This window comes from Mesorhizobium opportunistum WSM2075, from assembly GCF_000176035.2.
In the GTDB taxonomy this organism is placed as follows: Bacteria; Pseudomonadota; Alphaproteobacteria; order Rhizobiales; family Rhizobiaceae; genus Mesorhizobium; species Mesorhizobium opportunistum.
In genome coordinates this window covers 3679310-3694521 of record NC_015675.1, presented here as the reverse complement: position 1 = coordinate 3694521, position 15212 = coordinate 3679310, and the positions used below count along the sequence as shown (strand labels likewise).

Genomic DNA, 15212 nt, shown 5'->3' with positions numbered 1-15212 from the left:
GTCTCCCCTGCTGCAAACGCTGGGCAGGCCGATCGTCCGCTGGCTAGGCGGCCGGATAAGCCACTTTACCGGGAACAAAACGTAGACACTTCTGGTCTTTCCCTCCCGAATCACTACATTCGGGGGGAAGATGTCCGGCTTTTCCGAAGACATGCCCTTTTTCGACGAACCCAATGCGCGGCCCACGGCCCCGTCGGGCATTGCCGCGCGCGCCATGGCCGCCCGCGGCGGCCAGAACAACGCGCCCGACTATCTCAAGGGTTTGAATCCCGAACAGCGGCTGGCGGTGGAAACCACCGAAGGCCCGGTTCTGGTGCTGGCCGGCGCCGGCACCGGCAAGACCCGCGTGCTGACCACCCGCATCGCCCACATCCTCGCCACCGGCAAAGCCTTCCCGTCGCAGATCCTTGCGGTGACCTTCACCAACAAGGCCGCGCGCGAGATGAAGCAGCGCATCGGCATCCTGATCGGCGAAGGCAATGTCGAGGGCATGCCGTGGCTCGGCACCTTCCACTCGATCGGCGTGAAACTGCTGCGCCGCCACGCCGAGCTTGCCGGCCTGAGATCCGACTTCACCATCCTCGACACCGACGACGTCGTGCGGCTGATCAAGCAGCTGATCCAGGCCGAGGGTCTGGACGACAAGCGCTGGCCGGCCAAGCAGTTCGCCCAGATGATCGACGGCTGGAAGAACAAGGGCCAAGGTCCGGCCGACATCGCCGAGGGCGACGCGCGCAGCTTTGCCAACGGCAAGGGCCGTGAGCTCTACAAGGCCTACCAGGAACGCCTGCAGACGCTGAACGCCTGCGATTTCGGCGATCTTCTGTGCCATCCGATCCGCATCTTCCGCGCCAATCCGGACGTGCTGAAGGACTACCACAGGCGCTTCAAATACATCCTCGTCGACGAATACCAGGACACCAACACCGCCCAGTACATGTGGCTGCGGCTCTTGGCGCAGCGGCCGCAATCCTCCCCCCTCGAGGGGGAGGTGCCCGCGAAGCGGGCGGAGGGGGTCGCCCCAGAAGGCACCGCTGCAGCGTCGCGCACTGCCGCGAGGACCCCACCCGACCGGGCTTCGCCCGGCCACCCTCCCCTCAAGGGGGAGGGAAATCCGCGTCCGGCCACCGTCAACATCTGCTGCGTCGGCGACGACGATCAATCGATCTATGGCTGGCGCGGCGCCGAGGTCGACAACATCCTGCGCTTCGACAAGGATTTTCCCGGCGCCACCATCATCAGGCTGGAGCGCAACTACCGCTCCACCGCGCACATCCTGGGCGCTGCCTCCCATCTCATCGCCTACAATGAGGGCCGCTTCGGCAAGACGCTGTTCACCGATCGCAACGATCCCGAGGACGGCAAGGTCAACGTCCACGCCGCCTGGGATTCCGAGGAGGAAGCGCGTGCCATCGGCGAGACCATCGAGGCCTACCAGCGCCAGAAGCACAATCTGAACGACATGGCGATCCTTGTCCGCGCGTCCTTCCAGATGCGCGCTTTCGAGGATCGCTTCATCACGCTCGGCCTCAACTACCGCGTCATCGGCGGTCCGCGTTTCTACGAGCGCATGGAAATCCGCGACGCGCTGGCCTTCTTCCGCGTCGTCGCCAACGGCGGCGACGACCTCGCCTTCGAGCGCATCGTCAACGTGCCCAAGCGCGGGCTGGGTGAAGCCACCATCCGCCAGATCCACGACACGGCGCGGGCGCTGCGCATCCCGATGCTGGAGGCTGCCGCCAACCTCGCCGAAAGCGACGAGCTGAAGCCGAAACCGCGCGCCGCGCTGCGCGAGGTCGCCGCCAATTTCGAACGCTGGCAGAAGGCGCTGGAAACCACGCCGCATACCGAACTCGCCGAGACAATTCTCGAAGAGAGCGGCTACACCGACATGTGGAAGAACGACCGCTCGGCCGAAGCCCCCGGCCGGCTTGAGAACCTCAAGGAACTGGTCCGCTCGATGGAGGAGTACGAGTCGCTGCGCTCCTTCCTCGAACATGTCGCGCTGGTCATGGATGCCGAGCAGAATGCCGGGCTCGACGCCGTCTCGATCATGACGCTGCATTCGGCCAAGGGCCTCGAATTCGAGACCGTCTTCCTGCCCGGCTGGGAGGAAGGCCTGTTCCCGCACCAGCGCGCGCTCGACGAAGGCGGCCGTTCAGGGCTGGAGGAAGAGCGGCGGCTGGCCTATGTCGGGCTGACGCGGGCCAAGAAGAACCTGCATATCTGGTTCGTCTCCAACCGCCTCATCCACGGCCTCTGGCAATCGACCATCCCGTCGCGCTTCCTCGAGGAACTGCCGAACTCCCATGTCGAGGTCGCCGAAGCCGGCAATTCCTATGGCGGCTACGGCAATCCCTATGGCGGCGGCTCGTTCGCATCGGGCCGTGGCGGCGGCCAGGGACCAGGAAGACAGAACCCGTACGGCGCCTCGCGCTTCGACAATGTCGGTGCCAACACCGAAAAATCCGGCGCCTTCTCAAACACCTATTCGACGCCGGGCTGGCAGCGCGCGCAGGCCAACCGCACCGAGGCGACCGACCGCAACTGGGGCACGCGCTCCGGCCATCAGGTCGAGCGCATCGGCTATGGCGAGACCGACAGTGGCTACGGCGCCGGCCGCACCTCGATCAAGGGCCGTACCATCGACGGCGAACTGGTCGCCAAATCCGTCTCCGACACGCCATCCGCCTTCAGCGTCGGCGACCGCGTCTTCCATCAGAAATTCGGCAACGGCAACATTGCGGCCATCGAAGGCAACAAGCTGACCATCGACTTCGACAAGGCCGGCCAGAAACGCGTTCTGGACGGGTTCGTCGCGGCGGTGTGAAGTTCAAGTCGGGAATGCAAATCGTTCTACAATATTATTGGCCAGAAAACGAACTACATCCTCTCTTTCGATATTATAGTAAAACGAACTGTCTCGAAACCCGCTAACATCCATCCCTTTTAATTCTTCAGTGGATGACAAAAAATACCTCCAGTTGAGAGAATACCAATCTAGTTTATTATTCCTTTTATCTAAATCATCTGAAAATCGATAGAAATTCTTTACATCTAGATAGTTCAAGGTCCCCGTTTTTGCCTTAGCAAACAACATCGGAGACGAAAGTTTCAAATCACAAAGTATGTGTATTAATGCCGGATGGCGGATAGTTTTCTTGTTCGTAAAAGCCAGACACAGCCCAAACAGTGTGCAAAGACGCTCGATTCGACGGAGAGAATATTCCCCTCGCTCCCAAACAAGTGAAATAAATTCCGCGAACCCGTCCTTCAAACGGCCGGATTCATCATCATCGGGCATTGCTTTGAGAACATCTAGGACAAATCTCTTTAGAAGCCGATCTTTCTCTCTTTTTTCGAATTGTGGAAATGTGACTCTGAAATGAACAAATTTCTCAAGATACAAACTCGCGTCTATCTCGGATCCATACATTTTTCTGGTCGCTGCCGAGAGCTGATCGAGCTGGCAAACGAGCAAAAAGTGAACGTTCTTGACTGAGAATAAGTGCTTTATCGTCTCCAGAACCGACAAAGCATATGTCGGCCTACATCTATCAAGTTCATCTACAATAAATATAAGAGGCTTGTCGCTGTCACCTGTCGACATTAGAGTCGAAAGGGTCTGACGAAAGACTTCGAATGCTCTTTGCTCCGTTTTTGCACTTTCTAATCGACTATCAATAATTTTGTCGAGTTCAGCCTCGATTTCTTTACCCACTTCATTGGCTACGTCTTCATTTGCGTCTTCGAAATCAGAAGCTCGAACAACACCGGCTGTAAGCCCACGAATAGCACCCTTTATAGCAACCAGTCCAACAATCTTCGCTACGTCTTTTGCTTTTGCCTTAAGTTCCTTTTTCTCTTTTGGCCTTATTCCCGTTTCTTCGATAATCTGCGAAGCAAGCGAAACAAAGACGTCTGGGTCATAGTCGTGTTTAAACGCATCAAAATAGACAACCTTGAATTTCTGATCTCTCGCTCTGCTAGCCAAACGTCTTGCAAAGACTGTTTTTCCTGATCCCCATGGCTCATCGAGCGCGACAACTAGTGGATCATCACTGAGATCGAAAACCTTCAGGAGCCCATCACCAAACAAGTCGCGGCCAAAAATATCCTCACTGGCTGCAACTGCTTGCTCGACATCTGGCGCAAGTATTTTCATCGAACGTTCCCCAAAGCAGGAACGTTCTAGCATATCGAGTGGCTGCTCTAAACTGGCCCGAAGCAATCCACTAGTTCTTTTGCTAACGCCGCAGCGATGTAGGGTCGGCAGCGCCCCTCACCGATACCTTGCCTGGTTCCACTTGTGCCCCAGCAGCGACAGGATGATGATCAGGCCGTTGAAGAACTGCACGTAGAAGCCGCTCAGGCCCGCCGCCACGACGCCGGTCTGGATGAACGACACGGTCACCGCGCCGATGGCTCCACCGGCGACCGTGCCGATGCCGCCCCAGGTCGGGGTGCCGCCGACGAATACCGAGGCCAGCACCGGCAGCAGGTAGCCGTCGCCGGCGGTCGGCCACCAGGTGAAATTGATCATCACCGAAAACGTTCCGGCGATCGCGGCACCTATGCCGACGAAGACGAACACCTTCACCCGCACCCATTTGACGTCGATGCCCATCTGCTTGGCGCTGTCGGGATTGTCGCCGATCACCTTGACCTGCGCGCCGAAGCGGTGGCGGTTGTAGAGCATTGCCGACAGCACGACGAAAGCGATGGCCCAGAAGATCTGCACCGGGATGCCGTAGACCTGGCTGGAGAAGATCTTGTAGGCTGAGGTGTCGGCAAGGCCGGTCAGCGCCATCGACCTGCCCTCGTTGATGATCTGGATCAGGCCGCGCAGCAGGAAGTTCATGCCGAGCGTGGCGATCAGCGACGATAGCCCGCCATAGACGACCAGTGACCCGACGAGGAAGCCGAGCAGCACGCCGGTGACCAATGCCGCCGCAATGCCAAGGAACGGATCGTAGCCGGCCTGCACCACCAGCGCGAACACCCAGGAAGCAAAACCCATCGTCGCCGGAAACGACAGGTCGATCTCACCGCAGGTGACGACGAAGACCAGCGGCACCACCACGAACAGCGCGACGGGGAGCGTCGTGAGCACGGAGCTGTAGAGATACCAGGTGGTGAACACGGTCGGGTTGGCGATCATGAACACCGCCATCATGACGATGAACACGGCGAGCGTGCCGAGCGAAGCACGGTTGTCGATGACGAAGCCGCGCAGCCAGTGATCGGACGGATGCCGCCATTCCTTGCCAACCGTGTCGACGCTTGAACCGCTGAAGGGGCTTTGCAGATCGGGTTCCATGGCCTTGCTCATCGCGCTCTCTGCTCCGTTTCGCCGCCATCGTGCAGTCCGGGCAGTCCGCCCGGATGCGCCACGTCTTCCATGAAATTGATGAGCTCCTCGGCCGACTTGACCTGGCTGCGGTCAGTGGTCAGCGCCACCTTGCCCCGGTCCAGCACCACGAAGCGGTCGGCAATGTCGAAGACATGATGGATGTTGTGGCCGATGAACAGGATCGAGCGGCCGCTCGCCCGCACCTGGCGCACGAAATGGAAGACCTTGGCGGTCTCGGTCAGCGACAGCGCCGTCGTCGGCTCGTCGAGGATGATCAGCTCCGCCTGCTTGTAGATGGCGCGCGCGATCGCCACGCCCTGGCGTTCGCCGCCCGAAAGCTGGCCGACGATCGAATGCGGCGTGAACACCTTCGAGGTGAAGCCGATGTCGCGCATCAGCCGGCTCGCCTCCTCGATCTCCTTGTTAACCCTGAGAAAGCCCATGAAGCCGGTGAGTTCGCGGCCCATGAAGATGTTGCGCACGATGGTCTGCTGCACCGCCAGCGCCCGGTCCTGGAACACCGTCTCGATGCCGGCGTCGCGCGAGCGCGCCGCGCTCCATCCGCTCACCGGCTGGCCGCGCACCAGTATGTCGCCGCTGGTCGGGCTGACGACGCCGGACAGGATCTTGATCAGCGTCGATTTGCCGGCGCCATTGTCGCCGATCAGGCCGACCACCTCGCCGCGGTCGACGCTGAGATCGACCCCGCCCAGCGCATAGACCTGGCCATAGGACTTCTTGATGTCGCGCAGTTCGATGATGCGTTCGGCCATCGGATCCTCGCTTTTCATTGTCGCTTGCCGGCCTCGTCGCCGGCGGTCCTGCCGGCCGGGCTGAGCCCGGCCGGCAGCCTTGGGAGGTCAGCGCAGCGCCTGCTTGGCGAGCTCTGAGACGATCTCGTAGTTCTGCGGCGTGACGAAGCCGGCGCCGGTGTCGACATTCATCGGCGCCAGACCCAGCACCACTTGCTGGCAGAGGCTGAGGATCGGCAGATAGCCCTGCATGAACGGCTGCTGGTCGGCCGTCAGTTGCACCCAGCCGCCCTTGAAGGCCTCGACGATCTGCGGGCTGGTGTCGAAGCCGAAATTGAAGATGTCTCCGGGCTTCCTGCCCGCCGACTGCATATAAGTCGGCACGTTGCCGAGCATCTGTCCGCCGGGATAGCCGACCGCCTTGACGCCGGGATTGTTGAGGAGTGCCGCGGTGATCACCGGGATCGCCAGATTCGGATCGGCTGCCCACTCGGTCGCGGAGTTGATTTGAACGACATCGATGCCGGCCTCTTTCAGAGCGGCGACTGTTCCACGCTCGCGTGCGCCGCGACTCTCATTCTCGAACGGGCCGATCATGATCGCCTTGTCGCCGGCTTTCAGCCCCGCCAGCTTGAACGCCTCGGCGCCGAGCGCGCGTCCCTGCTGTTCCTGCTGGGCGCCGACATAGCCGCCGCCGAACGCCGCCGTCACCGTCGGCACCGGTACGTTCTGGTACATCATCTTGATGCCGTCCTTGTGCGCCTGTTCGGCCAGCGGCATGATCGCCGCGTCACCAGGATGGCCCATCATGGCGATGCCGCCGGGCTTGACCGCGACCGCCTCGCGCAATTGCTGCACCATCTTTTCGACGTCCCAGCCCGAGAAGATGTAATCGACCTTCGGCCCGAGATCGGCCGCCGCTTGCTTGGCGCCGTTGTAGACGATGGTGCCGAAGGCGTCGCCCTCGGCGCCGCCGACGAAGAAGCGGATGTGGACGTCCTTGCACCATTGCGCGTCGAGCGCGTGGGCCGGCAGTGTCGAGATGGCGGCGGCGAGCGCCGTGGCGGCTGCCGCGACGGTCAGGCGAAGTGTCGTTCTTTTGGCGATGCTCATGCAAGTTCCTCCCTTTTTGTCCTCGCAAGCGCGAGGGTTTTCGACATTTGCTTCGGCAATGCGCCGCACTTGGCTGGCCGGCTCCTCCCGCCGGCTTTTCCTCACATCGGGTTCGGCAGGTAGCTGGGCCCTCCCCGGCATTGCTTTAAATACTCCAGCGCCCGCGCCTGCCCGGTGATCTCCAGGTCGCCGCGATAGACCGGGTCGTGCCAGCCCTCGATGTCGATGGCGCCCTTGTATCCGGCGAGCCGCAATTCGCTGATCACGCGCGTCCAGTCGCTGTCGCCGAAGCCTGGCGTGCGCATCTGCACGAAGGGCAGCCGGCCGAACACGCCATGCTCGCGGATGACGTCCCAGCGCACCGTCGCGTCCTTGCCGTGGACATGGAAGATGCGTGGCGCCCATTTGCGGATCTGCGGTATCGGATCGATCAGGTACACAAGCTGGTGGCAGGGTTCCCATTCCAGCCCGAGATTGTCGTCAGGCAATTCGTTGAACATCAGCTCCCAGGCATCCGGATTGTGGGCGATGTTCCAGTCACCGGCGGCCCAGTTGCCGTCCATGGCGCAGTTCTCGAAAGCGATGCGCACGCCCTTGTCGGCGGCACGTTTTGCAAGCGGCCCCCACACCTCGCGGAAGCGCGGCAGGCTGTCGGTCAGCTTCTTGCCCCGAATGCGCCCGGTGAAGCCGCTGACCGTCGAAGCGCCGAACAGATGCGCGTTGTCGATCACCGTTTCCCACGCCTCGAGCACGCCGCGATCGACCTCCCCGCTCTCCAGCGGATTGCCGAACACGCCGAGCGTGGACACGCTGACATCGGCGTCGCCGATCGCCTCGCGGATCTGCCCGGCCAGCCGCGGCAAATCCTTGCCGCCAAGCGTCTGCCAGAAGAAGGGCTGGATGCTCTCGAAGCCGAGCGGCAGGATCTGCCTGATATAGGCAGCCGGATCGTCGAGATTGGCCCGCACCATGGTGCCGATCCGGATGTCGAGAAGCGGGTTGGGCATCACTGTGCTTCCTCTGCGATGGCGACGCGCCGACCAGTCTCGGCGCTTTCGATGGCGCCGAAAACCATGGCCAGGCTCTTGATGTTGTCGGCACCATGCGTCTCCGGCTCGGTGCCGGTCTCGATGGCGTGCATGAAATCCCTGATGATGCCGAGATGGCCGCCGATGCGGTCGGCGGGATCGAGCGGCGGAACCTCGACCGGCTCGGTCTTGTCCAGCAGCCCATCACGGCCCGGGACCACCATTTCAGCCTTCAGCACATCGTGGCCATCCCAGATGAGGCTGCCGCGTTCGGCGACGATGCGCCAGCTGCCCTCCCAGCTGGTGCGGAAACCGGCGGCGCACCAGGAGCCGGCATAGGTGAAGACCTTGCCGCCGCCGAGGTCGAAGACGGCGCTGGCCGACGAGCCCTGCCGGTACCAGGAATTGGCCGGCTCCCATTCCTGGCAATGGACGCCGGCCGGCTCGCCGGCGACCATGTAGCGGGCCGCGTCGAATGTGTGGATCGCCATGTCGAGCAGCAGCACATGCGCCATCTCCTCGCGAAAGCCGCCGAAATGCGGCCCGATGAAGAAGTCGGCATGGATGCTGGTCGGATTGCCGATGGCGCCCGACTGAAGAAACCGCCGGATGCGCCTGACATTGGCGACGTAACGGCGGTTCTGCACGACGGCGTGAACGCGTCCTGCCTGTTTGGCTGCCTCGATGATGGCGCGGGCGTTCTGCGGACTGTCGGCCAGCGGCTTCTCGGTCAAGAGATGGCAATTATGCGCAAAGGCGGCAAAAGCGACATCGCGCCGGGCTGCGGGGACAACGACATCGAACACCGCATCAGGCTTTGTCTGCTCGAGCACCGCGTCGAGGCTGGTGCCGATGACGGCGCTGGTGAGATCGTATTCGCCCGCCCTCGCCTTCGCCCGTTCGGCGTCGAGGTCGACAAGCCCGACAATGGCAAGCCCGTCGATCTGCCTCGCGGCATCGAGCCACTGTCTGCTCATCGCACCACAGCCGACGAGGACGGCTTTCATCATTCGGCATTCCTCCCGTCCGGCCCCTCCAGGCCGAATGTCACGGCGTCCACGGCATCACCGTAAACGTTTTTCCGTAAACGTTTACGAGAACACACCCGATAGCGTAGAATGTCAATCGGCTGCTTCTCAAAAACCATACGGAAGCCTTGGCCTGAACGGCAGCCGGTGCTAGAGCAGTTCAGCCTTTCAACAAACGGCGAACTGCTCTAACTCTTTGTTTTGACGCAATTCCGGGCGGAAAACCGCTTCGCACTTTTCCTGGAATTGCGCCGGCCAAGGCGGGGGAATTGTCCTTTGGCATCCAGCATTCATGACCTTGCCCGTCACCTGAACATTTCGATCGGCACCGTGTCGCGGGCGCTGAACGGCCGTGCCGATGTCAATGCCGACACACGCCAGCGCGTGCTCGAAGCCGCCAAGAAGCTGAATTATTCCCCGAACCAGTCGGGCCGGAGTCTGCGGCAAGGCGCCACCCATTCGATCGCCTTCATGCTGCAGCCGCATCCGGGCGACCAGCAATATGGCGAACCCTTCTTCATCCCGTTCCTGATCGGACTGCAGGCGAAGCTCGCCGAGCATGGCCTCGATCTGATGGTCGTCATGGGTGAGCCCGGCCAATATCAGCAGGAGCGGTTGCGCCGCGTGGTTGAGACGCGCTTGGTCGATGCGGTCGTGTTGGCCAATACACGAAGGGAAGACGATCGGATTGATTATCTCAGCAAGGCAGGCTTTCCCTTCGTCACGCTTGGCCGAAGTCAGTCCGGTGGCGACACCTATCCTTCTCTCGATATTGATTTCGAGAGGGCGGGTGATGAAGCCGTCGACCGCCTGGTGGCGCGTGGACACCGGCGCATTGCCGCCATCCGCCCTTCACTTGATCTCAACTTCGGCTACCTGTTTCTCGACGGCTACCGCAAGGCGCTGAAGCGGCACGGCATCGAGATCGACCCCGACCTGATCGCCGACGGCTTCATCAACGAGGCCGGCGGCTACCAGGTGACGCCGCAAGTCATGCGCTCCAAGGACCCACCGACGGCCATCATCTTCAACAATGACGCGATGGCGCTTGGCGGCTGCAAGGCGCTGGCCGAGATGGGAATCAAGCCGGGCCATGACATGGCCGTGATCGTCATCGTCGACACGCCGCTCTGCCGCTACTTCTCGCCGACGCTGACCGCCTTCCGTCCGGCACTGGAGGCAATGGGCCGGCGGCTGGCGGAAATGCTGCTGGCCTCGCTCCCCGCCTTCGCCGGCCCCGAAGGCCCGCGCATCATCCGTGAGGTCTGGCCGCTGGAGCTGATCGCGCGCGACAGCGATTGATGGAGACGAAGAAGGTGCTCAGTCCACCTTCTTCTCGCCCTTCTCGCCGGCCTCGACGATATCGCCCGTGGTGAACAGGATTTCCTTCAGTTCCGCCCGCCAATCCGTCTTCTGGCGCAGCAGGAATTCCAGGTCCATGCCGAAATGCTTGAACTCCTCGCCTTGCGCGTTCTTCATGATGGCGCGAGCCTGCGGATCTTTCTCCACCGACATGCGCTGTTCGTACCAGGAGATCGCTTCCGCCTCCTCGATCAGCGAGGTGATCATGCGGGCAAAGGTCCGCACCTTCTGCGACAGTTCCTCAGGCGGTTCGTGATACTGATCGAAACCCATGGTGTCGGTCCTCCCCTCAAAATGGCTCGCCGGTGCCGATGGGCACCGGCCGCAAACCATGAATGCGCGGAAGGCACTGCAAGTTCCGGATCACAACCGGGACGATCGGCCTTATGACACGGGCGGCGCCCCGCCTTCTTCGGTGCGCCGGGCGATGAACTCGTCGAGCACGCCGGCCGTGGCGGCGGCCGAAGCCGGCGGCTCGAAATCGGCAAGGATGCGCCGCCAAATGCCGGTGGCGCGTTCGCTCGCGGTCTTCGATCCGCCTTGCGTCCAATTGCCGAAATTCGACCAGTCCGCCACCAGCGGTTCGTAGAAGGCGGTGCGGTAGCGCGCCATCGTGTGGCCGGCCGAGAAGAAATGGCCGCCCGGCTGCACTTCGGCGATCGCCTCGAAGCCGATGGAATCGTCGTCGCCGGGCGTCGCGGCGCAGAGTTCGGCGACCGTCTGCAACGCCTCGACATCGGTGACCAGTTTCTCCAGTGAAACGCTCAAGCCGCCTTCCAGCCAGCCGGCGGCATGGATGCAGACCGTGGCGCCGGCCAGAACCGAGCCCCACAATGCGAATTGCGTCTCATGCGCGGCCTGCGCATCCGAGATGTTGGCCGCGCTGCCGCCGCCGGACCGCCACGGCAGGCCGATGAAGCGCGCCAGTTGACCGGCGCCCAGCGTTGCCTTGACATGTTCGGGCGTGCCGAAGGCCGGCGCTCCGGATTTCATGTCGACGTTGGAGGAGAAGGAGCCATAGACGACCGGCGCGCCGGGCCGCACGATCTGCGCCAGCGTCAGCCCGGCCAGTGCTTCGGCATGCTGTAGCGTCAGCGCGCCGGCAACGGTTATCGGCGCCATGGCGCCCGCCAGGCAGAACGGCGTGATGATAGAGACCTGCCCCGCATTGGCGAAATCGATGATGCCTTGCGCCATCGGTATGTCGAGCTGACGCGGCGAGTTGGTGTTGATGACGGTATAGCACCAGGCGTCCGAACGGAATGCCTCCTCCGAAAGGCCGCGCGCCAGCCGCAGCATCTCGAAACCGTCCTCGACTTGCGGCGTGCCGCGAGCGAACACGAAGGGAAACTTGTCGGACAGCGTCAGCTGTGCACGATTGACGGCATAGTGGCGAAACCGGTTGTCGACATCCTGCGGCTCGACGCAGGGACCGAGCATATGCAGGACATCGAAATGCTGCACCAGCTTGATGAACTCCTCGAAGGCGGCGAGCGTGCCTGGCCGCCGGCCCCGCTCGAGATCGGTGACATTGGGCGCCCCGCTTCCGGCAAGAAACGTCATCGACCCGAGTTCGAGCGTCAGATCGCGGGAAGGATCGCCGCCACGGGCATGGATCGACCTCGGCGCCGAGGCCAGCGCCGCCGCCACCATGTCGCGGCCGATGCGCACCATGTCGGTATCCGGGTCGACCAGGGCGCCGGCGCGGGCGAGAACCTCGCGTGCCTGCGGCAGCAGCACCTTGATGCCGAGTTCTTCCAGCACGCGCAGCGCCGTGTCGTGGATCGAGGCGACCTGGTCGTCCGAAAAGATCGGCTGCGGCAGGAACGGGTTCTTCAGTGACCGGTAATTGGGCCGGCGACTGCTTTCGCTGCCGGCCTCGCCCGTGCGTCCGCGCCTGCGCTCGCGCCTAGCCTCACGTGCCGCCTCATCGATCATCGGAAATCCTCCTCATTGCCGCATTGCCTTGCCTTCAGGGTCGTAAGGCGAAGCCGCGATAACCCGCGCCGGCCGCTCGACGCCGACAATGTGCACCGAAAGCGCCGTCCCCTCCTCGGCAGAATCGTCGTCCACCAACGCCAGCGCGACGCTCTTGCCGATCGTGTAGCCAAATCCGCCCGACGTGACGAAGCCGACGCGCCGACCGTCGCGCCAGACAGGCTCGAAGCCGCTGGCGTCGGCGTCGAGCGCATCGATCTCCAGCGTCACGATCCGTTGAGACGTGCCCGTCTGTCGCTCCCTCAGCGCCGCCTCGCGGCCGATGAAATCGCCCTTGTCGAAGGCGATGAAGCGGTCGAGCCCGGTCTGGCGAGGCGCGTAGCCCTGCGTGAATTCGCGCGACCAGATGCCGAAGCTTTTCTCCAGCCTGAGCGCATTGAGCGCGTAGTAGCCGATCTCCGCCAGGCCGAGACCTTCGCCTGCGGCAAGCAGCGTCTCGCGTAGCGTGGCATGCATGGCCACCGGGCAGCTGATTTCGAAGCCCAGCTCGCCGGCGATGGAAAGGCGGGCAACCCGCGCCCGCACCATGCCGATATCGAATGCCCCGCAGGCCATGAACGGCAGTGCCGCGGCGGACACGTCCTGGTGCGTTGTGCGTTCCAGGATTTTGCGCGCGTTCGGCCCGGTCAGCAGGAACCCGCTCATCGCGTCGGAAAGATCGGTGACCGTGACGCCGTCGGCCGCGTGGCTCTCGAACCAGCGCATGTGGAATTCCCTGAGATAGTAGGAGCCCATCAGCCAATAATCGCCGCCGTCCCAGTTGATCACCGTGAGGTCGCCTTTCAACCGCCCGTCTGGACCCAGCATCGGCGCGAGCCGCGCCTGTCCCGGTTTCGGCAGCTTGCAGGCGAGCAGCCGGTCGAGCCATGCCTGGGCGCCTGGCCCCGACACCGCGTAGCGCGAATAGGCCGAGATATCGACGAGGCCGGCGGCCCGCCGCACCTGCAGCGCTTCATCGCCGACGATGTCGAAGGCGTTGGAGCGCTTGAGCGTGGTGTTCTCGCGAAAACCCATCGGCGCGAAATAGGCCGGGATTTCCAGCCCCCAGGAAGCCGTCCATTCGCAGCCCGCGGCACTCATGCCGTCATAGGCGCCGGGTCGCTTCAAGGGTCTGCCCGCGGGCAGCCGCTCATTGGGGAAGGTCATGACGAAACGGCGCGAATAGAACTGGCGCGTCGTCTGTCTGAGATATTCGCGGTTGGCGGCGAAGGCGCCGTAGCGGGCGATGTCCATGCCGAAAATATCCGCCTGCGGCTCGCCGAAAATCATCCATTCGGCCAGCGACTTGCCGACGCCGCCGCCCTGGCTGAAGCCGGCCATGACGCCGCAGGCGACCCAATAATTCTTGAGACCGCGCACCGGCCCGACGATCGGATTGCCATCCGGCGTGAAGGTGAAGGCGCCATTGACCCATTTGCGGATGCCGGCCGTCGCCAGGCACGGAAAGCGCTCATGCGCCTTGGCGAGTTCCGGGCTGATGCGGTCGATGTCTTCCGGGATGAGCTCGATGCCGTAGTCCCACGGCGCCCCATCCATGTTCCAGTGCTTCGGGTTCTGCTCGTAGACACCGAGCAGCACGCCCTTGCGCTCCTGGCGCAGGTAGGAAAAGCCGTCGAGATCGACGGCGATGCCGATTTCCCGGTCCAGCGCCGCGATCTCCGGAATGTCCTCGGTGACGAAATAGTGATGCTCCATAGGCGTCACCGGCAGGTCGACGCCGGCCATCCGGCCGAGCTGCTTTGCCCACAACCCGCCGGCATTGACAACATGCTCGGCAACGATGGTGCCCTGCTCGGTAACGACGTCCCAGTGGCCGTCGGCGCGCGACATTAGCTCGATGACCCGGTTGCGCAGGATGATTTCGGCACCACGCTTCTTCGCCGCGCCAGCATAGGCATGGGTGGTGCCGTAGGGGTCGAGATGGCCTTCGTTGGAATCATGCAGGCCGCCGAGCACGCCGGAGACATCGACGATCGGGCAGAGTTCTCTGATCTCTTGCGGGCTCACCAGCCGGGCGGTCTCGATGCCGACTGACTGGAACACCGCCCAGGCCGATTTCAGCCACTCCCAGCGCTGGGGATCGCTGACGATGTTGACGCCGCCGGTCATGTGCAGGCCGATGTCCTGGCCGGATTCGGCCTCGATCTCGCGGTAGAGGTTGATGGTGTAGTCCTGCAACGCCGCGACATTGGGATCGGCGTTGAGCGCGTGGAAGCCGGCCGCCGCATGCCAGGTCGAACCGGCGGTCAATTCGGCACGCTCGATCAGCGCCACATCCGACCAGCCGAACCGCGTCAGATGGTAGAGCACCGAGGCGCCGACCACGCCACCTCCGATGACGACTGCGCGGTAGTGCGACTTCAAGGCTTCCCTCCCCTGTTCGAGGCCGGCACCATAGACGCACTAGACATATGTGTCCAGTCCGCGCCATCGACTTGCCGCACTGGGCGAAACTCCGCGTGGCAAAGCGCCATCGATTGGGTCACGCGAATGCGCTTCTTTGCTGGTGCACAAACAAGCCGGCGGACACACACCGCCTGTCACGCAAGCATCATGTTCACGCCGTAGATCGCTTTCG

General features: G+C 62.8%; 11 protein-coding genes. 2 read left to right on the top strand and 9 right to left on the bottom strand.

What is annotated here, in order from left to right:
* Nucleotides 1–130: 130 nt before the first annotated feature.
* On the top strand, nucleotides 131–2830 hold the full coding sequence (locus tag MESOP_RS17710; protein WP_013894709.1) for an ATP-dependent helicase: 2700 nt from the start codon (nucleotides 131–133) through the stop codon (nucleotides 2828–2830).
* Nucleotides 2831–2833: 3 nt separating this feature from the next.
* Here MESOP_RS17710 and MESOP_RS17705 read toward each other — a convergent pair whose 3' ends face one another.
* From MESOP_RS17705 to MESOP_RS17680, 6 genes are all read right to left on the bottom strand, one after another.
* Nucleotides 2834–4165, bottom strand: a complete 1332-nt coding sequence (locus MESOP_RS17705; protein ID WP_013894708.1) for a KAP family P-loop NTPase fold protein — start codon at nucleotides 4163–4165, stop codon at nucleotides 2834–2836.
* Between the two features lie 117 nt (nucleotides 4166–4282).
* The gene (locus tag MESOP_RS17700) at nucleotides 4283–5332 is read right to left on the bottom strand and encodes an ABC transporter permease (RefSeq protein WP_013894707.1); all 1050 of its coding nucleotides are present in this window, start codon (nucleotides 5330–5332) and stop codon (nucleotides 4283–4285) included.
* Entirely contained in the window at nucleotides 5329–6126 is a 798-nt protein-coding gene (locus MESOP_RS17695; protein WP_013894706.1) for an ATP-binding cassette domain-containing protein, read from the bottom strand. The genes MESOP_RS17700 and MESOP_RS17695 overlap by 4 nt, the downstream gene beginning before the upstream one ends.
* 87 nt (nucleotides 6127–6213) lie before the next feature.
* Nucleotides 6214–7218 carry a substrate-binding domain-containing protein gene (locus MESOP_RS17690; RefSeq protein WP_013894705.1) on the bottom strand — a complete coding sequence of 335 codons (1005 nt, stop codon included), beginning with the start codon at nucleotides 7216–7218 and terminating at the stop codon, nucleotides 6214–6216.
* Between the two features lie 101 nt (nucleotides 7219–7319).
* Nucleotides 7320–8225: a sugar phosphate isomerase/epimerase family protein gene (locus MESOP_RS17685; RefSeq protein ID WP_013894704.1), complete on the bottom strand. Its 906-nt coding sequence runs from the start codon at nucleotides 8223–8225 to the stop codon at nucleotides 7320–7322.
* Entirely contained in the window at nucleotides 8225–9256 is a 1032-nt protein-coding gene (locus MESOP_RS17680; RefSeq protein ID WP_013894703.1) for a Gfo/Idh/MocA family protein, read from the bottom strand. Before MESOP_RS17680 ends, MESOP_RS17685 begins: the two co-directional genes overlap by 1 nt.
* A 294-nt stretch (nucleotides 9257–9550) precedes the next feature.
* Here MESOP_RS17680 and MESOP_RS17675 point away from each other — a divergent pair, with 294 nt between their 5' ends.
* Nucleotides 9551–10576, top strand: coding sequence for a LacI family DNA-binding transcriptional regulator (locus tag MESOP_RS17675; protein ID WP_013894702.1), 1026 nt, complete (start codon nucleotides 9551–9553; stop codon nucleotides 10574–10576).
* Between the two features lie 18 nt (nucleotides 10577–10594).
* On the opposite strand, the gene MESOP_RS17670 is transcribed toward MESOP_RS17675, so the two are convergent.
* The 3 genes from MESOP_RS17670 to MESOP_RS17660 form a co-directional block, all read right to left on the bottom strand.
* Nucleotides 10595–10909 carry a ferritin family protein gene (locus MESOP_RS17670; protein WP_013894701.1) on the bottom strand — a complete coding sequence of 105 codons (315 nt, stop codon included), beginning with the start codon at nucleotides 10907–10909 and terminating at the stop codon, nucleotides 10595–10597.
* Nucleotides 10910–11020: 111 nt separating this feature from the next.
* Entirely contained in the window at nucleotides 11021–12574 is a 1554-nt protein-coding gene (locus MESOP_RS17665; RefSeq protein WP_013894700.1) for a trimethylamine methyltransferase family protein, read from the bottom strand.
* 12 nt (nucleotides 12575–12586) lie between these two features.
* Nucleotides 12587–14998, bottom strand: coding sequence for a GcvT family protein (locus MESOP_RS17660; protein ID WP_013894699.1), 2412 nt, complete (start codon nucleotides 14996–14998; stop codon nucleotides 12587–12589).
* Between the last annotated feature and the right edge of the window lie 214 nt (nucleotides 14999–15212).